A 20471-nucleotide genomic window follows, 5' to 3' on the forward strand; every position below is an offset into this window, starting at 1 on the left:
AAGAGAAGTGGCCCATGCAGCCCGAAACCGGCAGCGCCGAACTGTGGAAGATCACGCTTGGCGAACTCGACGAGAAGATGGGCGTGAAAATCGTCGAGGAATCCGTGGAGCGCGTTGTTGCCACGATGCCCGTCGAGGGCAACCGACAGTCGTTCGGGCTGCTGCACGGCGGCGCCTCACTGGCCGTGGGCGAGGCCGTGGGGTCCTGGGCCGCCGTGATCCACGCCAGCACCCTGGGCAAGACCGCCGTGGGGGTGGACGTGTCCGCAACGCACCACAAATCAGCGCGCGAAGGCCAGATCACCATCACGGCCACGCCCATCCACCTGGGCGGAACGCTGACCACGCACGAAGTCCTGCTCACCAACGAGGCCGGCCAGCGCCTGTGCACCCTCCGAATCACGAACCTGCTGCTGGACCGTAAGGGCCGCGCAGGGGCGGACCGGAAGGGCCGCGCGGAAAAAACTTCATGACTTTGCATCCAAAGAGGGGCTCCCGCCGGTAGTAAAGGCGTAAGCACAAACACAGCCCGACACCGGGCGTCCCTCTGAGGAGTTTGAAATGCGCAAAACAACCTACGCCGCCGGAGCACTGTCGCTCCTGGCTGCACTGACCTTCGCGACCCCCGCCCAGGCCGGCGGCTGGAACCACGACGATGCCCCCGCGAAGCTCTCGGTCCTGCACGGCGTGCCCGGCCTGACCGTGGACGTGTGGGTGGACGGGAACCTCACCCTGGATGACTTCACTCCAGGAACCCTCGCGGGACCACTGGAGCTCGCGGCCGGCGACTACGAAATCGCGGTCACCGCCTCGGACGCCACCAGCGCCGACAACCCCGTGATCGGGCCGGTGGACGTTGAACTCGACAGCGGCGGCAACTACACCGCGGTGGCCCACCTCGATGCCGACGGCGGCCCCACGGCCACGCTGTTCACCAACGACACCAAGGCTCCCCGCAACGACAACAAGGGCAAACTGACGGTGAGGCACGTAGCCGCGGCGCCCGCCGTCGACGTCCTGGCCGGCGGAACGGCAGTGATCGAGGAACTCAGCAATCCGGACGAGGCAACCCTGAAGCTCGAGGCCGGCACCGTTTCGGCGTTGGTTGCCGCGGCCGGGACCACCGATCCGGTGATCGGGCCGGCTGACGTGACCGTCGAGGCCGGCAAGAACACAATCGTCTACGCCTGGGGAAGCCTGGCCGACGGCACCCTGGACGTGGCCGTCCAGGTCGTTGACTCCGAGGACCGTGGCTGCGGCCGCGGCTGACGCATCCCCGAGTAGCAACGCATCGCTAATATCCATCACCGGCGGGGCCGCCTGAACGGGCGGCCCCGCCCGTGTGCTTCAGAGCGCTCCGCGCGCCGCTTCCGGCGTTCCGGCGTCATGGCCTGCGCCGCCATGGCCGCCGCCGTGCCCGTGGTGGCCGCCGCCCCCGCCGCCGGCGTCCCCTACCCGCTCACGGGCCAGGAACATCTCGACGTCGAACATGTTGTCCGCCCGGCGAGCGACGTTCAGGAGCGTGGACATGGATGCGACCTCTTCCACCTGTTCCTTGAGGAACCAGAGCATGAACTGTTCGCCCAGGGGGTCGTTTTCCGCCCGGGCCGCCGCGAAGAGTTCCTTGATGCGGTCCGTGACTTCAATTTCCTGGGCCAGGGCAAGGACCAGGGGTTCTTCCGCCGAGGTGAAATCGTTCCGGACCGGCTCAACGCCCGGAATCGAGATCCTGATGCCGCGGTCCAGAATGTACCGGACCATCATCATCGCGTGGTTCCGTTCCTCGAGCGACTGCCGGTAGAAGTGCTTCGCAAGCCTGGGCAAGTCCTGCCCGTCAAACCACGCGGCGATCGCGATGTACTGCTGGGATGCCGCGAACTCGTTGCCCACCTGTTTGGCGAGCAGGTCATTGAATGTTGTGGTGCTCATGGGGCTCTCCTGGAATCGGGTTTCAGGGCTGAGGACCTGCGGCACGGAGGCTCTGCTGGGCCCGGGGTTGCCGGAGGGCCTTCTTTGAGCTTGCTCCGCTGCGGCGGCGGCGGTCAAGGCCCCGCTCTCCGGCGGCCTCCCCGGCGGAGCCTCCGGCCGACTCTCTGGCGGACCGTCAGCGGGCACGGCATAATGTGGTTCCACAGGTCTCACTGCCGCTCGAAGGAGCCATCCATGACGCCTGCCGGCCCGCATGATTGGGACGCTGCTCTCGATCATGCGTTCGCGTCCGGCCAGGAAGCGGCCCTCGCCGAGGCTTACCGGCGCCTGAGTCCGCTGGTGTACACCCTGGCGCTGAGGTCGCTGGGGGAACGCTCAGCGGCCGACGACGTCACGCAGGAAGTCTTTATCCGCGCCTGGAAATCACGCGCCAGTTACCGGCCGGAAGCCGCCCGCCTGCCTGCCTGGCTGGTGGGGATCACCCGCAACGCGATTTCCGACGCATTGTCCGCGCGGATGCGCCGGCAGGAGCTGGAACATGCCGCAGTGCAGTTCGTGGGTGACGACCGGGTGGCCGTGCCGCCGGCAGCCGACGTGGAAGCCGTGGCCGACCGCATAACCTTGGAGGAAGAGCTGGACCGGTTGGGCGATCCACAGAAGGCGATCATGAAGCTGGCGTTCTACGAGGACCTCACGCACGACCAGATTTCGTCGCGTCTTCAACTGCCCCTCGGTACGGTCAAGAGCCACATCCGGCGCAGCCTCTCCCGGATGCGGACCCGCCTGGAGGTGGGCCATGAAGCATCTTGACGACGAGCAGCTGAGCCTGATGGCCCTGGGCGAACCCGCCCTGACCCCCGCCGAGGCGGACCACCTCGCGTTCTGCAGTGAATGTTCCGGCACCCTCGCGGCCCTGGAACGCACCGTGCGCGCCGCCACGGTGGATCCCGCCCGGGTGGAACTGGCCACGCCCGGGCCGCGCAACTGGGCAGCCATCCATCAGGCACTGGGCCTCTCCCCCGATCAGGCGGAGGACCCGTTGAGCCGGCAGGGCGCCGCGGGCAGCACGACGACGACGGCGGGCTCCGCGACGCCGGTCACCCCTCCGACGCCGCTCCGTCCGCGGACCGAGGGCACGGCGGCAGGTTCCGCAGGAGAGGCTGGTTCGGCAGGATCCGGGTCCCCTCGGACCGGCGCGGGTGCCCGGCGCTGGGTGGCGATGGCGGCCGCCGCAGGGATCGTAGTGGGCGCGGCCGCAGTGTGGGCCGGCTACAACGTCCTCGGTCAGGGCCCGCAAGCGGGTCCCTCACCCTCGCCCACCGCTCCCCAGCCCGTGGTCATCGCCCAGGCTCCGCTGCAGCCGCTGGCGTCCTACACGTCCACCGGCAAGGCCCTGGTGGAGGAGCTTCCGGACGGCACGCGACAGCTGGTGGTCCAGCTCTCCGACGGCCAGATCAGCGGGTTCCGGGAGGTTTGGGTGATTTCGCCGGATCTGTCCAAGCTCGTCAGCCTTGGCGTGCTGGACGGTGAGCCCGGCGTTTTCGCCCTCCCCGCAGGACTCGACCTTGCGGAATATCCCATCGTAGATGTGTCCAACGAGCCGTTCGACGGCAACCCCGCGCATTCTTCGGACAGCATCGCCCGTGGTGAACTGGCCGCTGAAAACTGAGCCGTACGCCGTCGTGCCTTACACCCGTTTTCCCGTGCAATGAAGGGCCGATCGGCCCGGAAGTGGAACGGCCGGGACTGCTACGTTTGCTGTGCCGAGCGACGAAACACCGCCTTCACTAACCGGCAAGACCGGAAGGGAACAACCATGCTCTCAGACACTGCATCTCCTGTCATCAAGGCAACGCTGCCTGTAGTTGGCGAGCACATCGAGGAGATTGCCAAGCGGTTCTACAAGCACATGTTCGAGGCGCGTCCGGACCTCCAGGACGGCCTTTTCAACCGGGGGAACCAGGCGGACGGCCGGCAGCAGCAGGCGTTGGCGGGGTCCATTGCCGCGTTCGCCGGGTTCCTGGTGGACAAACCCGATCAGCTTCCGGACCATCTGCTGTCCCGGATCGCCCACAAGCACGTCTCGCTGGGCCTGGCCCCGGACCAGTACCAGGTGGTCCACGACCATCTGATGTGGTCCATTGTGGACGTGCTCGGAGATGCCGTGACTCCCGACGTTGCCGCCGCCTGGGATGAGGTCTACTGGCTCATGGCCAACATGCTCATCAACAAGGAACGCGGCCTCTACAACGCCGTGCACCTCTCGCCCGAGACGATCTGGCGGACCTGGCGCGTAGCCCGGCGGATCCAGGAAACCGACGACGTGGTCACGTTCATCGTGGAACGGACCGACGAGCGGGACGTCAAACCCTCCCTGCCGGGGCAGTACGTCACCATCAAGATGCTGATGCACGACGGCGTGCACCAGCCGAGGCAGTACAGCCTCACGAAGGCCGACGACGGCCACCACCGGCAGTTCGCGGTGAAGCGCGTCCATGGATTGCCGACACCCGACGGCGAGATGTCCAACCTGCTCCACAACGAGATCCACGAGGGTGACGAGGTGGTCCTCTCGGCACCGTTCGGTGACGTGGTCCTCGAATACACGGACCGGCCGGTGGTCCTGGCCAGCGCTGGCATCGGCATCACCCCGATGGCCGGCATGTTGTCCCATCTGGTGAAGTCCGGCTCCCAGCGCCAGGTCGTGCTCCTTCACGCGGATGACACGCCGTCGTCGTTCCCGCTGCGGGCCCAGGTCACCGAGGACCTGGCGAAGCTAACGGACGGGTCGTTGAACACCTGGTTCCTCGAGCCCGGTGATTCATCCGCCGCTTCCGGAACCGAAAGTGCGCCGGCGTTCAAGGGGTTCATGGATGTCAACGCGGTGGAACTGCCGGACGACGCCGAGTATTACCTCTGCGGCCCCCTGCCCTTCCTGAAGTCCGTCCGGAGTGCGCTGGTTGCCCGGGGTGTCCCGGCCAAGGACATCCAGTACGAAGTCTTCGGTCCGGACCTCTGGCTGGCCGACTTCCAATAGCCTGGAGGACGGCTCAGCGGCGGGAGCGCCGCCTGGCAAGGACCAGCGCGGCGCCGCCGAGGAGCAGTACGCCCGCCCCGATGCCGGCCGCAGTGAGCAGGCCGTCGGCGCCGGTGGCCGGCAGCTGACCCGAAACGCCCGCCGGGGTGATCGCGGCGGGAACAATCACGGGCGCCGGGTCAACCACGAAGGTGAGGTTCACCGGCGCCGAGGCAACGCCGTCGACCGTCTGGCTGACTGCAAGCGTGTGGGCTCCGGCCCCGAGCCCAGCCGGAACCGGCGAGCTCCATGTGCCATCCGCAGTCTGCACTGCTGCGGCGCCGTCCACTGTGACGGTAACCGCCGCGCCCTTCAGCGCTGAACCGGTGATCCGCTGGGGAACCGCGTCGTGGGCGAAATGCTGGCCGTTCTGGATGTTCGCAACCGCGGGCGACGGCGGTACTACCGTGAACGTCCGGTTTGCCGCCGGGCTGTCGGCGGCGCCGCCGGCGGTCTGCACTGCCGTGACGGTGAACGAGCCGAACCTTGCGGGACCGGTGACGGGTACAGCCCAGGTGCCGTCGGGCCCCACCACCGCCTGCCCGGTGGCGTCACCGGAGAGCTCCACCCTGGCACCGGGGGTTCCGGTTCCTGCAATGCGCTCGAGTGCCGTGAGTGCTGCGGCCTCTCCCGGCGTCGAAATGACGGGTGCCGGCAGCTCGGCCGGCAGCACCGTGACGTCGAACGAGCTGGCGCCGGAATGGCTGAAGCCGTTGACGGTTTCCGCTGTGAATCGCAGCCGGCCCGCCGGGGAGGGAGCGGTGAACTGCCACTGCCCCGAGGCGTCCACGGGGACGTCCATCGGCGCCTCGCCGAGCACGGTGATGCGCACCTTAGAACCGGCGGCTACCGCGGAGGCCGGGGCCGCAGGGACCTGCCCGGTGATGGGCTGGCCGAGCGCCACACCGGCGCCGTCAGCCGGACTCGTGAGGGAGGGTTTGTTGAGGAACAGCTGGAGCTGGACGCCGGGAAGCCGGGTCATGGCGTCCTCCAGGGTGGTGGCCACGGCGAAGTTGTTGATCGGCTGGCCGGCAACCACCTGGTCCCCCGCGGAGTGTGTGCCGACGGCGAAGTTGCCGCTGATCCAGGGTCCGCCGGAGTCGCCGCCGCTGGACTGCACGGAGGTGGACAGGAAACCGCGGAAGGCCCGGAGGTCGGCCGGGTCCGTGGTGAACCCGCCCACGACGTAGATGCCCACCTCGTCCACGGTGCCGCAGGACCAGCCGGCCGTACGGCCGGAGCGGCAGACTGCCTGCCCCGGCGACGGCGAGGCGGTTCCGATGATCTTCACGGCCGTGGATCCGGGATCCGTGGGTGCGTCCCAGCGGCTGGCTGCTGGCTGGACCTCGACGCCCGGCCGGATGCCCTCAATGACCGCGATGTCCGTGCCGACGTTTCCGGGGTTGGCTTCGTCTCCGGTGATCCAGGAGTTGCCCGGCCCGCCGAACTGGCTGAAGCCGAGGGCACCCAGCAGTGTGTTTGCCGGTGATGCCGGACGCTCCAGGTTTGCCGTGGAAAGGGTGCCGTCTTCGGTGCAGTGGCCTGCTGTGAGGACCAGCGGCTCACCCTCCGGGCTGTATGCGCCATAGCCGGCGGAGCAGATGATGCCGTTGTTGAGGACGTAGCCCTGCCCGCCGAAGAGGTCCTCCTCGGGGGCTAGCGGTGCGCCTTGCTCGAGCCGGACGTTGGTGTAGCGCGCCACGAATTCCGACGGCGAGGGCGAAGCCGCTGGGGTTCCGGGAGCCACGGTGTTCGCCGGGGTGCCGCCGGCCTCCGGCTGGTTGGTGCCGCCGGTGCGGATCACGAAGCTGCCGTTGGCGTAGGCCACTGCCTGAAGGCCTTCGGCACCCACCTCGCGGACGTAGTCCTTGAACAGCTGGTCGGTGCTGGCCGCGAAACGTTCCGGGGCGGCCGGCTGCGGCTTCGCAGCGCCGACAAGCGGCGCAGCGGCGACAGGCGGCGCGGATGCCACAGCCGGCGCAGCGGCCGCAGTCGTCGTGGCAGCCACCAGCACAAAATCGCCAGGTCCGGCCGCATTCAGTTCAGCCACCCGGGCTTCAAGCTCGGGGCCGCCCCCTTCGACCACAATCCGGCCGTTTTTCAAGCTGATTCCCACATAGCCGGGCAACGCCCGCAGGGAGGCAACGGCGTCGGCCGCGCGTTTGCCCTGGTCACCGGCCGCGTTGAACTGTTCCAGCGTCATGCCCAGGTCGCGGAGAACGGCCTCCGTCAGGCCTGCGTCGCTGATTGCGGGTGCGGAACCGCCCGCGGCGGGCGCCGACGTCGAAACCGGAGCCGATGCCGAAGGATCGGGGACCGGAGGACCGGACTCGGCGACGGCGGGAACCGCGAGGAAGGTGGCGCCGAACGCCAGGGAGGCCGTTGCGGCCAGTGCCAGGGCGCGGTTGAACGGATGCCGGCCGGAATGAAGCGTCAAGGTGTCCCCCATAGTGTGTTCACGTCGTCACCCTGCTTGCCAGCCGCGACTGGATGGCAGCCAACTCGGCCGGGGTGATCCCGTGCCGCAAAAGGTAGTTTCGGGTGTCCAGCCCCCGGACGAATTTCAGGGCTCCGCCGCCGCGTTTCTCCAGTAGTGGCACCAAAGCGTCCTCATCCAGGTAGCGCTCATGTTTGTGGGGCGGACCGACTGTCCGGTGGCGTTCGTTGATGCCCCGCATGGCAGCCTGGTAGCCGGCCACGATCTCGTGGTCTCCGGCACCGGTGAGATCCTGGAGCATGGCGGCGATCATTCCGCTGCGGTCCCGCCCGGCCGAGCAGTGGATCACTACGCCGGCGGGGGCCGCGGCTATCGACCTAAAGACGGCCGCAAGTTTGTCCGGGAACAGCCGGGCGTTGGCCGCGTAGCAGGCCGGATCGTTCAAGTAGGGGAAGCATAGTTCTTTGAACTCCGGGTGGTGCGGGTCCTCGGTGGGGGCGTGCACCACGTCGAACGCCGCCAGCACCTCCGCGCTCACCTCGGGGTCGGTGTCCCTCAGCCCTTGTTCCGACGGGTTCCGGAGGTCGATCACGGTGCGGACGCCGTCGTCGTACGCCTGTTTCCAGCCCGACTCGGTGACCCATTCCCGGCGCCCCATGCGGAAGACGCTGCCCGAAATGCGCCAGGCGTTCACGGCTCCGTCCCAGTGCACGGGCTGTCCAGGCTGTTCCATCCAGACAGCTAACCACAGACCCCCGACATCCGGCACGCGTAACGGCTGAAGTTTAGAGTGGCGTCCGGCAAATAAACGGGTACTCCGGCCCGTGTCCGGCGGGCAGGCGTCAGCGTACCGTTGGGCGTACTTGCGGCCTGGCCGCGGCCCGTGGCTCCGCAGCCCCGGTGCACAGTTCAGAACAAAGGGGAAACTGATGAGTGACCGGAAATTACGACGGCGGCGCGCGGCATTCGCGGCCGGTTTGGCAACAGTGGCGCTGGCAATGGGAACCGCGGCGGGGCCGGCGGGTGCGGCACCTGCCCTTTCCTATGTGGCGCTGGGCGACTCTTTCGCGGCCGGACAGGGTGCGGGATCGTACTTGGATTCGTGCTACCGCAGCTCACTCAGCTATCCGGCCGACGCCATTGCGAAGAAGACCGTGCGCCTTGCCGTCAACGCGGCGTGCGCGGGAGCAACAACGGACGTGGTTGTGTCCACGCAGCTCGAACGGCTGAATAAGAGCGTTGAGGTTGTGACCATCACGGCAGGCGGCAACAACCTCGACACGACCGGCTTGCTCGCGGACTGCACACCTGATCCCACCAGCCTTGCGTGCCTGCTGGGGCTCCAAGAACGCTCGATCGTCCTTGCCCAGGCAAGTCTAGACTCAGGCCCCCTCTACCAAAGCCTGCTAACCATGGTGAGCACGGTGAAAAACAAAGCACTTGATGCCCGTGTCTACGTGACCGGCTACCCTTTGCTCTTCCACTCACCGACAGTTCCCGCAGAGGTCATTGCCAACCAGCTCACATTAGGCCTGAACCTTGCTATCAAAAACGCCGTCGAGGACGGGGGTGCCACGTATGTCGATGTAGCTCCGGCCTTCTTCCGTCACGGAATCGGGTCCGGGGAGCCGTGGATCAACGGCCCCGGAGCGGGTCCAATAGATGCCTACCACCCCAACGCCGCCGGTTACCTGGCCTATAATGCAGCCCTGGCCGAAGCTGGAGCCTACTCCACGCCAACCCCCTAGCGCTGCTTGGCCAGCCTGAACTCCAGGCCGGCGCGGACCATGGGCCACTCGTGCTCCAGGATCGAGAACACCACGGTGTCCCTGAGCTGCCCGTCAGCGGTCCTGGAGTGGCTGCGCAGCACGCCGTCCTGTTTGGCTCCGAGCCGCGCAATCGCCTCGCGGGACTGGTGGTTGAGCCAGTGGGTCCGGAACTCAACCGCCGGGCACCCCAGGGTTTCAAAGGCGTGCCGCAGGAGCAGCAGTTTGGAGTCCGGGTTGGTCCCTGTGCCGTGCGAAGAAGCCGCGTTCCAGGTGGAGCCGATCTCCACGCGGGGAGTGGCGGCGTCGATGTTCATGTACGTGGTCATCCCGATCACGCGGCCGGGACCGCCGGTGGCCGGGTCAACAAGGCGCGCGGTGAACGGGAGCATGGAGCCCAGCTCCTGGAGTCCGAGCCGGCGGTCGATCTCTGCAGCCATGCCCTCCGGGGTGGGCACGCTCGTATACCAGAGCTTCCAGAGCTCACCGTCCCGGGCAGCCTCCACCAGGCCGTCGTGATGCGCGTGGCTCAACGGCTCGAGGACGACGTGTTGACCGGTCAGCGTGATGGGTTCAATGGAAGTCACCGCACCATCCTAGGGCGCAGCGGCTAGGCTGTCGGCATGATCACAGTAGCGGGAACCGTCAGCTCTCCCCTCCGGGCAGAGGAAGCCTTCACCTACCTGTCAGCGTTCGAGAACACCGCTGAATGGGATCCCGGGACCCCGGTGGTCAAGAAGCTCTCCGAGGGTCCCGTCGCCGTGGGCCACCGGTACCACGCCGAAGCCGAATTCCGGGGCAAACGGCAGACGCTCATCTACGAGGTGGTGGAGCTGACCCGGAACCACATCAAGCTGCGGGGCGAAAACAAGACCGTCATTTCCGAGGACTCCATCGACGCCACACCCGACGGGACCGGCTGCACGGTGAAGTACACGGCGCAGTTCCAGCTCAAGGGTGCCCTGAGGATCATCGAACCGTTCATGAAGCCGGCATTCATGTCACTGCGGGATCCCGCCTTGGACGGCCTGAAGTCCGCGCTCGACGCGCGGGCCGGGCACTAGGCAGCCGGGCGCTCAGCCGCCCACGCCAGGCGGGAACGCCGCCGTCGGACGCTAGGCCGGCCAGTCGAAGAAGCCCTTGCCGGTCTTCCGTCCCAGTTCGCCGCGGGACACTTTGTCGCGCAGGATCTGCGGCGGAACAAAGCGCTCCCCCAGGGTCGACTGCAGGTATTCCGCGATGCCCAGCCGGACGTCCAGTCCCACGATGTCCGTGGTCCGCAGCGGTCCGGTGGGGTGCTTGTAGCCCAGCACCATGGCGTTGTCGATGTCTTCGGCGGACGCGACGCCTTCCTCCACCATGCGCATCGCTTCCAAGGCAATGGCCACGCCCAGGCGTGACGAGGCAAAACCGGGAGCATCATTGACGACGACGGCGGTCTTGCCGAGCGCCTCAACCCACCTTTTCGCTGCGGTAGCCAACTCCGGTGACGTCCGCTCGCCAAGCACCACTTCGATCAGCGTGGACGCCGGAACCGGGTTGAAGAAATGCAGGCCCAGGAAGTTCCCCGGACGCTTAAGCTCTTTGGCCAGTCCGTTAACTGACAGCGAGGACGTGTTGGAGGCGAGGTAGGCGTCTGCGGCGAGGCGCTCCTCGATTCCGCGCAGGGACGCCACCTTCAGGTCCCAGTCCTCCGGAACGGCTTCCACCACCAGTTGGCGGTCCTTGAAGTCGTCGTAGTCAACAGTGACGGAGAGCCTGGAGACCATCTCGTCAAGGTTGCCGTCCGTGGCGCCGCGCTCGATGCTCTTGGCCGCGGCGGACTCCACGCTTTCCCGGGCGGCTTCGGCCGAGGCTTCGTCCCGTTCCACCACCAGGACGTTGGCACCGTTGATCAGGAAGGCGTGGGCGATGCCCGCCCCCATCCGGCCGCCGCCGAGGACGCCCACAGTTGCGGGAAGGCCCGCCGGAAGTACGGAATTGCCCATGGTTACTTCGTCCCGTCTGATTGGTCTGAATTCTTGACTGTTTTCTTATCTGTTTTCTTATCCAGGAAAGCCTGCATCCGGTCGAACTTCGCCTGGGATTCGAAAAGGATCCCCTGTGCCAGCTGGTCGATCAACGGGTGCGCCTCGGCCGGTGCGTGGAACACGGATTTGGTGATCCGCACGGCCAGCGGATCCTGTCGCGCAATACGGTCGGCGAGGCTGTGGGCGCCGTCCATCAGCACCGGTGCCTCGTGGATCTCGGTGATGAGGTTGACGGCGAGGGCCTGCTCAGCACGCAGCACCAGTCCGGCCAGCAGGATCTGCTTGGCAACGGGTTCGCCCACCAGCTCCTTCAGCCGCCAGCTTGCGCCGGCCGCGGCGAGGATGCCCAGGCCCGTCTCCGGATTGCCGATGCGCACGCTGGGCGTGCCGATCCGGAAGTCCGCGGCGTACGCGAGCTCCGCGCCGCCGCCCAGGCAGTAGCCGTCCAGGGCCGCAATGACGGGCATGGGCAGCTTGGCGATCCGGACGAAGATCGTGGAGTTGATGCCTTGGAGGGCGTCGTCCCGGCGCCGTTCACGCAGCTGGGCGATGTCCGCGCCCGAGGCGAACACACCGTCTGTGCCGGCGATGATGAGCACCTTGGGGTTCTGCTCAAGCGCGGCGCAGACGGCGTGGAGTTCGTCCACCATCTGCTGGTCGATGGCGTTCCGGACTTCGGGGCGGTTGAGGAGCACCACCACGCGGTCGTCACGCTCCTCGACGAGGAGGGTTTTGAAGTCAGTGGTGCTCAAGTGTCCGTTCGCGCTTTCCGGGGCCGACATTACACGCGCTCCAGCAGCATCGCGGTGCCCTGGCCGACGCCGATACACATGGTGGCGAGGCCCATCTTGGCGTCCTCGCGTTCCATCCGGCCCAGCAGGGTGATGGCGATCCGTGAGCCGCTGGAACCGAGCGGATGCCCCAGGCTGATGGCGCCGCCGTCGCGGTTCACGATCTCCGGGTCCAGCCCGAGCCGGCGCATGCTGGCCAGCGACTGGGTGGCAAAGGCTTCGTTGAGTTCGACGGCGCCGAGGTCGGCCACGCTGTAGCCGCTCCGGCCCAGCACTTTCTGGGTGGCGGGGACGGGGCCGATGCCCATGATCTCCGGTTCGCAGCCGGCGGAGGCGCCGTCGACGATGCGGGCCCGCGGGGTGAGGCCGAGCTTCTGGATGGCCGCTTCGGACGCGACAATGATGGCGGAGGCGCCGTCGTTCAGCGTGGAGGAGTTGCCTGCGGTGACGATCGAGCCGCCCTTGACCACGGGGCGGAGCCCGGCGAGGACGTCCATGGTGGTGCCGGCACGGGGGCCTTCATCGGTGTCCACCACCGTTTCGCCCTTGCGGGTCTTGACCGTCACGGGGACGATTTCGTCCTTGAACCGGCCGGCGGCGATGGCCGCGAGCGAGCGTTCGTGCGAGCGGACGGCGAAGGCGTCGGCGTCTTCGCGGGAGATTCCGTCAAGGCGGCCCACTTCCTCGGCCGTTTCGGGCATGGAGTAGGTCATTTTGCCGTCGCGGGACAGCTCGCCCTTCTGGAACAGCGGGTTGGCGAAGCGCCAGCCGATGGAGGTGTCGAAGATGGCGCCGGGCTTGGCGAAGGCCGTCTGCGGCTTTTCCTGAACCCAGGGCGCCCGGCTCATCGACTCCACGCCGCCGGCGATCACGATGTCCGCAGCGCCGGACTTGATCATCTGGCTGGCCATGATGATGGCGCTCAGGCCGGAGGCGCACAGCCGATTAACGGTGATGCCGGGGATGTGGAGAGGCAGGCCCGCGAGCAGGGTGGCCATGCGGGCCACGTTGCGGTTTTCCTCTCCGGCGCCGTTGGCGTTGCCGAGGATTACCTCGTCGATCGAATCGGGGTCAAGGCCTGCGCGGGTGACGGCTTCGCGGACCACGAGGGCGGCAAGGTCGTCCGGGCGCACGGCGGAAAGCGCGCCTCCGTAGCGGCCCACCGGTGTCCGGGCACCGCCCACCAGAAATGCCTGCGGTCCTGCTACTGATGAGGCCATGGAAACACCCTTCACGCGATTAACGGCAATGTCATCTGCGGCGGCCAGAGCACGGGGCTCAATTTACCGACCGTTCGTTCTATAAAGATTACACTGCGGCCGCAAGGGGTCAACCGGATTACGCAGCAACCCGCCCCCCGCCCCTCCGGAGGCTAGAGAACGGTGACGCCGAGATGCGCTGCGAGGAGCGGGGCCAGCAGGCTCAGCTGGTAGTCGTCGATCACCACGCCGGCCAGGCTCTCGAGTCCATTGATGGTCCGGAAGTCGGTGCCGCGCAGGTCGAAGTCCTTGAGCTTCGCGCCGGCAAGGTCAAGGGTGCCGATAGTGCAGTTCTTCAGCGCCACCCTGGTACCCGTCACGGAGCCCAGGTCCAGCTCGCTGATGATGCAGTCGCTGATCTGCACGTCTGTCAGCCTGGAGCCGCGCAGGTTGACGTAGTCCAGTTTTCCGCCGTCGATCCGTACCGAGGTCCAGCCACTCTCGTACAGCTCCGCGGAACCCCACCGGGGATTGCCGATCTCCACATCACGCAGCGTGGCCCGCGCGGCGGTAAACACCGGGGCGTAGACGTCGGCAAGGATGCAGTCCCGGAACGTCGCTCCGCGCAGCTGCGTCTCGTTGAATGATGCCCCTTCGAATTCACACTCGGCGAAGTCCGTGCCGCTCAGTTCAAGGCCGTCGGCGTCGGCTCGGCTGAACCTGAGGCCGTCGTACCGCTCACCCCGCTGGAAGTCCGGGGCGGGTTCATCCCTGAGCTCCTCGAGCCTCACCGGTGAAAGCCGCGGCGCTGTCACCTTGGGCGCTTTTCCTGCGGCCGCCCGTCCTCCGGTGGCACTTCCTGCGGCCTGCCTGCCCGCCATCAGAGGGACTCGGCCTTGGCCGCAATGTCGGCAAGGTCCTTGGCGAGCGCCTTCCGGGTGATGCTCATGCCGATCTTGCCGAAGAGGGCCATCATGACCTTGCTCAGGACGGTGGGTTTGACCACCTGGGCGCCAAAGGTCAGCGTAAGGTCCGTCCCGCCGTCGCGCTCGGCAAGAATAAACCGCGTGGTGTAATCCGCGCCGCCCTGGAGCGCCTTGACGGTAGTGGTGCCGGCCCTGGCGGACGACGGCGGTTCGGCCTGGGACACCCACATTTCCACAGTCTCGGCCCGGCCCATCATGGTGCGGGTTTCCTTCCACCGTGTGCCTTCGCCGTACCCTCCCTCGCTGAGCATCTGGACAGAGTCCACTCCTGAGAGGGTGGCAGCGGAGCCCGGGATGTCCGAGATCACGGCCCACACTTTGTCCGGGCGGGCATTGACGTGACGCGTGAGGGTGGTCTTGTGGTCCATGCCTTCGAGCCTATCCGGCATCGCCGACAACCGTCACGGGCGACGCCGACCGGACCGTCCCACGTGGTGGATTCACTTCTTGAATTAGTAAGCATGCTTTGTGTTATGGTGAAACCGCTTAGTTTTTTAACCGGCAACGAGAGGTGGAATACACCATGGGTATCGGCGACAAAATTCAGAACGAAGCAGAGCACCTCGGCGGCAAGGCCAAGGAAGCGGCCGGCAACGCCACGGACAATGACCGTCTGCGCGCAGAGGGTCAGAAGGACCAGGTTGTTGCTGACGCCAAGAAAGTTGGCGAAAACGTGAAGGACGAGTTCAAAAGAGACTAGAGCATCCCAGGCGGTGGCTTCGGCCGCTGCCGCGGGCAACGCGGCGGGCATTCCTTTGGGGGATGCCCGCCGTTTTTGTGAGATTCTCGGGTGGATAGCAACCGCCAACGGAAGGTCCGCCCCCATGACGATTATCGACCTCAGCGGGCCCGGCACTTCAGAGGGCTCCCGCAACCTCCGCGGATACCTGGCGGAACCGGCAGGAACGGGCCCGTTTCCCGCAGTCGTGATGATCCATGAAGCGTTCGGCCTCAACGATATTGCACGACGCCAAGCGGACCGGCTGGCAGCCGCCGGGTACCTGACCCTGGCGGTGGACCTCTTCAGCGACGGCGGAGCGCGGCGCTGCCTGGTCTCCACCATGGGCTCGCTCCTGTCCGGCTCGGGCAAAGCCTTCGCGGACCTGGCCGCAGCGCGGGACTGGCTGGAAAAGTCGGGGCGCACCAACGGCAAGATCGGGGTCATCGGCTTCTGCATGGGCGGCGGCTTCGCACTGCTGATCGCCAAGAACGGTTTCAACGCCGCGGCCGTCAATTACGGCAGGCTGCCCAGGAACCCGGAAGAAGCGCTGCTCGGCGCCTGCCCCGTGGTGGGCAATTTCGGCAAGGCGGACCGCTCCCTGCCCGGCGCAGCAGCGAAACTGGAAACCGCGCTGGACAAGCTGGGCATCGAACACGACATCAAGGAATTCGACGGCGCCGGGCACGCGTTCATGAACGACGCCGAGGAAGGCCCCCGCCTGCTGCGGCCGCTGTTCCGGGTCATGGGCGTCAAGCCGGACCCGGAAGCTGCGGTGGAAGCCTGGCAGCGGATCGAAGACCACTTCGCCCGGTATCTGAAGGACTAGGACCTGAAGGACTGACCCCCGGGCGCGAACGGACACTTGAGGCCCTGCGCAGGGGCCTCAAGTGTCCGTTCGCGCTTCTCACAGGGGCCTCAAGTGTCCGTTCGCGCTCACACCTGGGGAACGACGACGGCGGCGGCCACCGTGGAAGGTGACCGCCGCCGTCGTCGTACTGCCTTGGTGACAAGCGTTAGCTGAAGAGCTCGCTCTTCGGTTCGTTGTTCCTGACCTTCTGCCAGCCGAGCCACAGCACCAGGGCGAAGAACGGGATGGTGGCCAGGGTCCAGAGGCCGAGGTGGAAGACCTCGCCGGTCTTGCTGGTCATGGTGTCGAAACCGATCAGCACCGTGATGGCCAGCAGGGCAACCAGGCCGGCCCAGCTGCTCCAGGTTCCGCCCGGCGCGGGCAGCGAGGAGACCTTGCCCTTCTTCTTGCGCAGCGCGATCTGGCTGGCGAAGATGGCACCCCAGGTGAAAATCACGCCGATCGACGCCGAGTTGAGCGCCAGGTCGAAGGCGTGCGAGCCGCCCAGCCAGATGTTGAGCAGAATGCCCACGAGGTACACCGCACCGATGGCCAGGATGGCGGCGTACGGCACGTGGCTCTTGGACATCCGGGTCAGCCACTCCGGGGCGTGGCCGTTGTTGGCCATGGTGCGGAAGATCCGGCCGATCGAGTACAGGCCCGAGTTGCAGGAGGACAGGGCGGCGGTGATGACGATCATGTTCATGACGTCGCCCATCCAGCCGAGGCCCATCTGGCCGAACACCGTGACGAACGGCGAGGTGCCGGCCACGTACTGGTCAGACGGCAGCAGCATGGCCAGGAGGGTCACGGAACCGACGTAGAAGACGACGATGCGGAACACGACGGCGCGGATCGCCTTGGGGACTTCCTTGGCAGGGTCCTGCATTTCGCCGGCCGTGATGCCGACGAGTTCAATGCCGTTGTAGGCGAAGATCACGGCATTCAGGACCAGGATCATGACGAGCGCGCCCTTGGGGAACATTCCGCCTTCGGCCGCGAAGAGGTTGTTGACCGATGCGTGGCCGTCGCCCACCTGGGCGTTGGTGACCACCATGAAGGTGCCCACGGCCAGGAAGATGACGATGGCGCCGACCTTGAGGCAGGAGGCCCAGAATTCGAATTCGCCGAACGCCTTGACGCTCAGGAGGTTGACGCCCACCAGCAGCAGCAGCGCTGCGATGGCGGACAGTTCAACGGGCACGTTGGGGAAGAAGAACTGGAAATACAGTCCGATCGCGATGAGCTCGGCGATGCCGGTCATGGCCCAGTTGATGAAATACATCCAGCCGGACAGGTACGCGCCCTTTTTGCCGAACATTTCGCCGGCATAGCTGACGAAGGAACCCGATGTCTGGCGGTACATGATGAGCTCGCCGAGGGCACGCATCAGCAGGTACGCGATGACACCCGCGATGGCGTAGGAGAAGATCAGCGCGGGGCCGGTGGAGGCCAGCCGTCCGCCGGCGCCCATGAAGAGGCCGACACCGATGGCGCCGCCCATGGCGATCATGGTGACCTGGCGGCCGCTCAGGGACTTCTTGTAGCCCTCGGCGCTGAGGGTGGAGTCGACGACGGTGGATTGCACCGTCGGGCTCTCGAGTTCTGTGGGGGTACTTTGTGGCACAACTGTTCCTTGTGGGTCGGGGGATGGCCGGCTCAGGAACGCGGAGTTTTTGTACAGATAATTCGGGTTTATCCCCCGTTTGGGGCAATTATCCGGACAAAACTCACAAAGCGTCGAAGTTCGCGCGGCCTCCCCAGTTTACAAGGCCGGCAGAACCATCAGTGACGCAGACAACAGCTGGAAGGAGTCATGCCGAACTAATTCCCCTACCTGGAGGATGTTCGCAGAATAATATTCTGGTGATTGTCGATTTGGACGTCATAGCTGGTCAGAGGTTCGGCGCCGGTAGTGGAGCAGCCGGTGTCCAGCTCAAAGGCATTCTGGTGCAGCGGGCAGATCACCACACTCTGGTCGATGGTGCCGTCCGCGATCGGACCGCCCTTGTGCGGGCAGACAGCGGACAGCGCCCGCAGGCTGCCGTCGCGGAGCCGGAACACCGCCACCTGTTCGCCGTCGACGCCGAACGCCCGGCCCTCCCCGAACGGCACCTGCTCGACAGGGCCGAGGTTGAATCCCGCGCTCATCGGACCGGGACCTGTGGCAGCACCGTGAGCGGCAGCGAGGTGCGGAACTGTCCGGGCGTGAGCGGATCGTCGCGTTCGGTCCAGGGATCCACGTAGCTGTCCACGGAGGCCTGCATGGCGGCGTCCAGCCCGGCTGCAAGGCCCTCGGCATCGTCCACCACCACTGCCCGGATGTGGTCGATTCCCACCCGCGGCACGAACGCGTAAGTGCGCTCCAGCCAGTTGGCGTTCTCCCGGTAGTACTGCATGAACCGGCCGGTCAGCACCTTGACCTCCTCAGGGTCGTCAACGGTGGCCAGCAAGTCGCCCTTGCGGATGTGGGCGCCGGCCGCTCCCCCGACATAGATTTCCCAGCGGCCGCCTTCCACGGCAACCACACCGACGTCCTTGACCAGCGACTCGGCGCAGTTCCGCGGGCAGCCGGACACCGCCAGCTTAAGTTTGGCCGGCGCCTCGATTCCCTGGAACCGTGACTCGATGTCGATGCCGAGCCTGGTGGAATCGCCGGTTCCGTAGCGGCAGAAGTCCTTGCCCACGCATGTCTTGACCGTGCGGAAGCTCTTCCCGTAGGCGTAGCCGGACGGCATGTCCAGGTCCGCCCAGACCTGCGGCAGGTCCTCCTTGGGCACCCCCAGCAGGTCGATGCGCTGCCCGCCGGTCAGCTTGATCAGCGGGATGTTGTGCTTTTCGGCGACGTCGGCAATCCGGCGCAGCTGCTGCACGGAGGTCACGCCGCCCTTCATCTGCGGCACCACGGAGAACGTGCCGTCACGCTGGATGTTGGCGTGGACGCGGTCGTTGATGAACCGCGCGTCCCGCTCGTCGATGTACTGGTCCCCGAGCATCATCTTCATCAGCGACGCCAGGCCCATCTTGGATTTCGCATCCTCCGCGCTGCCCGGCGCCAGCGCGGCGAACACTGAGGACACAGAGCGGAGCCCCTGCTTGCGGATGGCCGCCATCAGCGAGGGCTTGTCCAACGGGATGCCCGGGACGTAGTAGCTGGCGGCCGGGTCCTCCGCCACGTCGCCGTCGGCCGCCCATTCCACCACCTGCTTCACCAGCAGCTTGCAGGAACCGCAGCCCTTGCCGGCCCTGGTGGCGTCCATGGCTCCGGCCACGGTGTTGCACCCGCCTTTGACCACATCCACCAGGGATTTCTTGCTGACGCCGTTGCAGTTGCAGACCTGCGCGTCGTCGCCGAGCTCGGCCACGCCCTGTTCCTCCCCGGGGCCGCCCAGATCGAACATCAGCGAGATCCGCTCCTCCGGCAGCGGCAGCCCCTGGTCGAAGGCCTGGGTCAGGTAGGCCACCTTGCGGCTGTCACCGAGGAGCGTGGCGCCCACCATCTTGTTGTCCCGGATGACGATGGACTTGAACACCCCGCGGCTGGGCTCGGAGAACACGATGTGCTCGTCCGTCTCCCGTTCGGGGCCCTGCAGGCCCATGGAGGCGACTTCGACGCCGGCAACCTTGAGTTTGGTGGCGATCCGGGAGCCGAGGTAGGCCGCAGCGGAGTCCGCGCCCGTGACGTGGTTGGCGAGCACCACGGCCTGCTCCCACAGCGGCGCCACCAGCCCGTAGACCTCCCCTCGGTGCTGGACGCATTCGCCCACGGCGTAGATGTCGTCCTCGTCCACCACGCGCAGCTGGTCATCCACCACAATGGCGCGTTCCACATGCAGTCCGCTCAGGACGGCGATGTCCACGTTGGGGCGGATGCCGGCGGCCACCACCACCATGTCGCAGTCGATGTCCGGCCGGTCCCGCAGCCGGACGCCGGTGACCTTGTCCGTGCCCAGGACCGCTGTGGTGCGGCTCCCGGTGTGCACCCGGATGCCCAGGGCCTCGACGCTCCGGCGGAGGATCGCTCCGCCGTCGGGCCCCATCTGGGCGTTCATGAGGTGCCCGCCGGAGTGCACGACGTCGACGTCGATGCCGTGGCTCTGGAGCCCGCGCGCGGCTTCGAGCCCCAACAGTCCGCCGCCGATGACGACGGCCCTGCGGCGCCTGTCCGAGGGATGGTCTTCCACCTGCGCGTGCTTCACCATGTTGCGGGTGTCATCGATGGTGCGGAAGGTGAAGACGCCGGGCTTGATGGACCCGCTGGGGGTGTAGAGGCCGTCCATCGGCGGCATGAACGACTGGCTGCCGGTGGCAATGATCAGCACGTCATAGGGAACCACGTGGCCGTTGTTGGCGAAGACGTACTTGGTGAACCGGTCGATCCGTTCCACCCGGACTCCGGCGTGCAGCGTGATGTTGTTGTCCTGGTACCAGTGCAGGGAGTTCAGGAAGATGTCCGCATCGCTTTCCTCGCCGGAGAGGACGTGGCTGAGCATGATCCGGTTGTAGTTGCCGTAGGGCTCGTCGCCGAACATGGTGATGGTGAACTGCTCGGCCCCGCCGCGCGCCAGGATCTCCTCCACCGCCCTGGCACCGGCCATGCCGTTGCCGATCACTACCAGCCGGCGGCGGGCGTCCGGTGTTCCCGGCGGCCGCTTGCCTTTCGCCGCGGGAACGGGCCCGGGCATCCTG

Annotated in this window: 21 protein-coding genes; 9 read left to right on the top strand and 12 right to left on the bottom strand. The window is 66.7% G+C overall.

Features of this window, described 5'->3' with window-relative positions:
* Positions 1 to 14: 14 nt before the first annotated feature.
* Together ACSQ1X_RS16590 and ACSQ1X_RS16595 are read left to right on the top strand one after the other, a co-directional pair.
* Positions 15 to 473, top strand: coding sequence for a PaaI family thioesterase (locus ACSQ1X_RS16590; RefSeq protein ID WP_436058460.1), 459 nt, complete (start codon positions 15 to 17; stop codon positions 471 to 473).
* A gap of 88 nt (positions 474 to 561) precedes the next feature.
* Positions 562 to 1269, top strand: coding sequence for a DUF4397 domain-containing protein (locus ACSQ1X_RS16595; protein WP_436058461.1), 708 nt, complete (start codon positions 562 to 564; stop codon positions 1267 to 1269).
* A gap of 78 nt (positions 1270 to 1347) precedes the next feature.
* On the opposite strand, the gene ACSQ1X_RS16600 is transcribed toward ACSQ1X_RS16595, so the two are convergent.
* Positions 1348 to 1929 carry a ferritin gene (locus ACSQ1X_RS16600; protein WP_436058462.1) on the bottom strand — a complete coding sequence of 194 codons (582 nt, stop codon included), beginning with the start codon at positions 1927 to 1929 and terminating at the stop codon, positions 1348 to 1350.
* A 234-nt stretch (positions 1930 to 2163) separates the two neighbouring features.
* On the opposite strand from ACSQ1X_RS16600, the gene ACSQ1X_RS16605 reads away from it, so the two are divergent.
* From ACSQ1X_RS16605 to ACSQ1X_RS16615, 3 genes are all read left to right on the top strand, one after another.
* Positions 2164 to 2739 carry an RNA polymerase sigma factor gene (locus ACSQ1X_RS16605; protein WP_436058463.1) on the top strand — a complete coding sequence of 192 codons (576 nt, stop codon included), beginning with the start codon at positions 2164 to 2166 and terminating at the stop codon, positions 2737 to 2739.
* Entirely contained in the window at positions 2726 to 3598 is an 873-nt protein-coding gene (locus ACSQ1X_RS16610) for an anti-sigma factor (protein ID WP_436058464.1), read from the top strand. The genes ACSQ1X_RS16605 and ACSQ1X_RS16610 overlap by 14 nt, the downstream gene beginning before the upstream one ends.
* Before the next feature lie 147 nt (positions 3599 to 3745).
* Positions 3746 to 4966: a globin domain-containing protein gene (locus ACSQ1X_RS16615; protein ID WP_436058465.1), complete on the top strand. Its 1221-nt coding sequence runs from the start codon at positions 3746 to 3748 to the stop codon at positions 4964 to 4966.
* Positions 4967 to 4979: 13 nt separating this feature from the next.
* On the opposite strand, the gene ACSQ1X_RS16620 is transcribed toward ACSQ1X_RS16615, so the two are convergent.
* Together ACSQ1X_RS16620 and ACSQ1X_RS16625 are read right to left on the bottom strand one after the other, a co-directional pair.
* Entirely contained in the window at positions 4980 to 7442 is a 2463-nt protein-coding gene (locus tag ACSQ1X_RS16620; RefSeq protein ID WP_436058466.1) for a trypsin-like serine protease, read from the bottom strand.
* Positions 7443 to 7461: 19 nt separating this feature from the next.
* The gene (locus ACSQ1X_RS16625) at positions 7462 to 8175 is read right to left on the bottom strand and encodes a tyrosine-protein phosphatase (RefSeq protein WP_436058467.1); all 714 of its coding nucleotides are present in this window, start codon (positions 8173 to 8175) and stop codon (positions 7462 to 7464) included.
* Between the two features lie 196 nt (positions 8176 to 8371).
* On the opposite strand from ACSQ1X_RS16625, the gene ACSQ1X_RS16630 reads away from it, so the two are divergent.
* A complete protein-coding gene (locus ACSQ1X_RS16630; RefSeq protein WP_436058468.1) occupies positions 8372 to 9190 on the top strand; it encodes an SGNH/GDSL hydrolase family protein in 819 nt (272 codons plus the stop codon).
* Here ACSQ1X_RS16630 and ACSQ1X_RS16635 read toward each other — a convergent pair.
* Positions 9187 to 9795, bottom strand: a complete 609-nt coding sequence (locus tag ACSQ1X_RS16635; protein WP_436058469.1) for a GNAT family N-acetyltransferase — start codon at positions 9793 to 9795, stop codon at positions 9187 to 9189. The genes ACSQ1X_RS16630 and ACSQ1X_RS16635 overlap by 4 nt on opposite strands.
* A 36-nt stretch (positions 9796 to 9831) precedes the next feature.
* Between ACSQ1X_RS16635 and ACSQ1X_RS16640 the strand changes: the two genes are divergently transcribed.
* The gene (locus ACSQ1X_RS16640; RefSeq protein WP_436058470.1) at positions 9832 to 10272 is read left to right on the top strand and encodes an SRPBCC family protein; all 441 of its coding nucleotides are present in this window, start codon (positions 9832 to 9834) and stop codon (positions 10270 to 10272) included.
* A 51-nt stretch (positions 10273 to 10323) separates the two neighbouring features.
* On the opposite strand, the gene ACSQ1X_RS16645 is transcribed toward ACSQ1X_RS16640, so the two are convergent.
* From ACSQ1X_RS16645 to ACSQ1X_RS16665, 5 genes are all read right to left on the bottom strand, one after another.
* Positions 10324 to 11196, bottom strand: a complete 873-nt coding sequence (locus tag ACSQ1X_RS16645) for a 3-hydroxyacyl-CoA dehydrogenase family protein (RefSeq protein ID WP_436058471.1) — start codon at positions 11194 to 11196, stop codon at positions 10324 to 10326.
* 2 nt (positions 11197 to 11198) lie between these two features.
* Positions 11199 to 12020, bottom strand: a complete 822-nt coding sequence (locus ACSQ1X_RS16650; protein WP_436058472.1) for an enoyl-CoA hydratase/isomerase family protein — start codon at positions 12018 to 12020, stop codon at positions 11199 to 11201.
* Positions 12020 to 13249, bottom strand: coding sequence for a thiolase family protein (locus tag ACSQ1X_RS16655; RefSeq protein WP_436058473.1), 1230 nt, complete (start codon positions 13247 to 13249; stop codon positions 12020 to 12022). Before ACSQ1X_RS16655 ends, ACSQ1X_RS16650 begins: the two co-directional genes overlap by 1 nt.
* 152 nt (positions 13250 to 13401) lie before the next feature.
* Positions 13402 to 14109, bottom strand: a complete 708-nt coding sequence (locus tag ACSQ1X_RS16660) for a pentapeptide repeat-containing protein (protein ID WP_436058474.1) — start codon at positions 14107 to 14109, stop codon at positions 13402 to 13404.
* Positions 14109 to 14582: an SRPBCC family protein gene (locus tag ACSQ1X_RS16665; protein WP_055804701.1), complete on the bottom strand. Its 474-nt coding sequence runs from the start codon at positions 14580 to 14582 to the stop codon at positions 14109 to 14111. The genes ACSQ1X_RS16660 and ACSQ1X_RS16665 overlap by 1 nt, the downstream gene beginning before the upstream one ends.
* 155 nt (positions 14583 to 14737) lie before the next feature.
* On the opposite strand from ACSQ1X_RS16665, the gene ACSQ1X_RS16670 reads away from it, so the two are divergent.
* Both ACSQ1X_RS16670 and ACSQ1X_RS16675 read left to right on the top strand, forming a co-directional pair.
* Entirely contained in the window at positions 14738 to 14914 is a 177-nt protein-coding gene (locus ACSQ1X_RS16670) for a CsbD family protein (protein ID WP_011693098.1), read from the top strand.
* Positions 14915 to 15038: 124 nt separating this feature from the next.
* Complete coding sequence (locus tag ACSQ1X_RS16675) at positions 15039 to 15761, top strand: dienelactone hydrolase family protein (protein WP_436058475.1); 723 nt, start codon at positions 15039 to 15041, stop codon at positions 15759 to 15761.
* Between the two features lie 187 nt (positions 15762 to 15948).
* Here ACSQ1X_RS16675 and ACSQ1X_RS16680 read toward each other — a convergent pair whose 3' ends face one another.
* From ACSQ1X_RS16680 to nirB, 3 genes are all read right to left on the bottom strand, one after another.
* The gene (locus ACSQ1X_RS16680; RefSeq protein ID WP_436058476.1) at positions 15949 to 17409 is read right to left on the bottom strand and encodes an amino acid permease; all 1461 of its coding nucleotides are present in this window, start codon (positions 17407 to 17409) and stop codon (positions 15949 to 15951) included.
* 206 nt (positions 17410 to 17615) lie between these two features.
* Positions 17616 to 17933, bottom strand: a complete 318-nt coding sequence (locus ACSQ1X_RS16685) for a Rieske (2Fe-2S) protein (protein ID WP_055804709.1) — start codon at positions 17931 to 17933, stop codon at positions 17616 to 17618.
* Complete coding sequence (gene nirB, locus ACSQ1X_RS16690) at positions 17930 to 20467, bottom strand: nitrite reductase large subunit NirB (protein WP_436059355.1); 2538 nt, start codon at positions 20465 to 20467, stop codon at positions 17930 to 17932. The genes ACSQ1X_RS16685 and nirB overlap by 4 nt, the downstream gene beginning before the upstream one ends.
* Positions 20468 to 20471 lie beyond the last annotated feature (4 nt).

The sequence above is a fragment of the Arthrobacter sp. LjRoot78 genome, assembly GCF_964254335.1.
GTDB lineage: Bacteria > Actinomycetota > Actinomycetes > Actinomycetales > Micrococcaceae > Arthrobacter.

Bases quoted from the DNA above. Each gene is read 5' to 3' on its own strand.
- ACSQ1X_RS16670 (WP_011693098.1), top strand. From the start codon at position 14,738: ATGGGTATCGGCGACAAAATTCAGAACGAAGCAGAGCACCTCGGCGGC.
- ACSQ1X_RS16675 (WP_436058475.1), top strand. From the start codon at position 15,039: ATGACGATTATCGACCTCAGCGGGCCCGGCACTTCAGAGGGCTCCCGC.
- nirB (WP_436059355.1), bottom strand. From the start codon at position 20,467: ATGCCCGGGCCCGTTCCCGCGGCGAAAGGCAAGCGGCCGCCGGGAACA.
- ACSQ1X_RS16640 (WP_436058470.1), top strand. From the start codon at position 9,832: ATGATCACAGTAGCGGGAACCGTCAGCTCTCCCCTCCGGGCAGAGGAA.
- ACSQ1X_RS16630 (WP_436058468.1), top strand. From the start codon at position 8,372: ATGAGTGACCGGAAATTACGACGGCGGCGCGCGGCATTCGCGGCCGGT.
- ACSQ1X_RS16595 (WP_436058461.1), top strand. From the start codon at position 562: ATGCGCAAAACAACCTACGCCGCCGGAGCACTGTCGCTCCTGGCTGCA.
- ACSQ1X_RS16590 (WP_436058460.1), top strand. From the start codon at position 15: ATGCAGCCCGAAACCGGCAGCGCCGAACTGTGGAAGATCACGCTTGGC.
- ACSQ1X_RS16665 (WP_055804701.1), bottom strand. From the start codon at position 14,582: ATGGACCACAAGACCACCCTCACGCGTCACGTCAATGCCCGCCCGGAC.
- ACSQ1X_RS16615 (WP_436058465.1), top strand. From the start codon at position 3,746: ATGCTCTCAGACACTGCATCTCCTGTCATCAAGGCAACGCTGCCTGTA.
- ACSQ1X_RS16600 (WP_436058462.1), bottom strand. From the start codon at position 1,929: ATGAGCACCACAACATTCAATGACCTGCTCGCCAAACAGGTGGGCAAC.
- ACSQ1X_RS16685 (WP_055804709.1), bottom strand. From the start codon at position 17,933: ATGAGCGCGGGATTCAACCTCGGCCCTGTCGAGCAGGTGCCGTTCGGG.
- ACSQ1X_RS16625 (WP_436058467.1), bottom strand. From the start codon at position 8,175: ATGGAACAGCCTGGACAGCCCGTGCACTGGGACGGAGCCGTGAACGCC.
- ACSQ1X_RS16660 (WP_436058474.1), bottom strand. From the start codon at position 14,109: ATGGCGGGCAGGCAGGCCGCAGGAAGTGCCACCGGAGGACGGGCGGCC.
- ACSQ1X_RS16650 (WP_436058472.1), bottom strand. From the start codon at position 12,020: ATGTCGGCCCCGGAAAGCGCGAACGGACACTTGAGCACCACTGACTTC.
- ACSQ1X_RS16605 (WP_436058463.1), top strand. From the start codon at position 2,164: ATGACGCCTGCCGGCCCGCATGATTGGGACGCTGCTCTCGATCATGCG.
- ACSQ1X_RS16610 (WP_436058464.1), top strand. From the start codon at position 2,726: ATGAAGCATCTTGACGACGAGCAGCTGAGCCTGATGGCCCTGGGCGAA.
- ACSQ1X_RS16655 (WP_436058473.1), bottom strand. From the start codon at position 13,249: ATGGCCTCATCAGTAGCAGGACCGCAGGCATTTCTGGTGGGCGGTGCC.
- ACSQ1X_RS16645 (WP_436058471.1), bottom strand. From the start codon at position 11,196: ATGGGCAATTCCGTACTTCCGGCGGGCCTTCCCGCAACTGTGGGCGTC.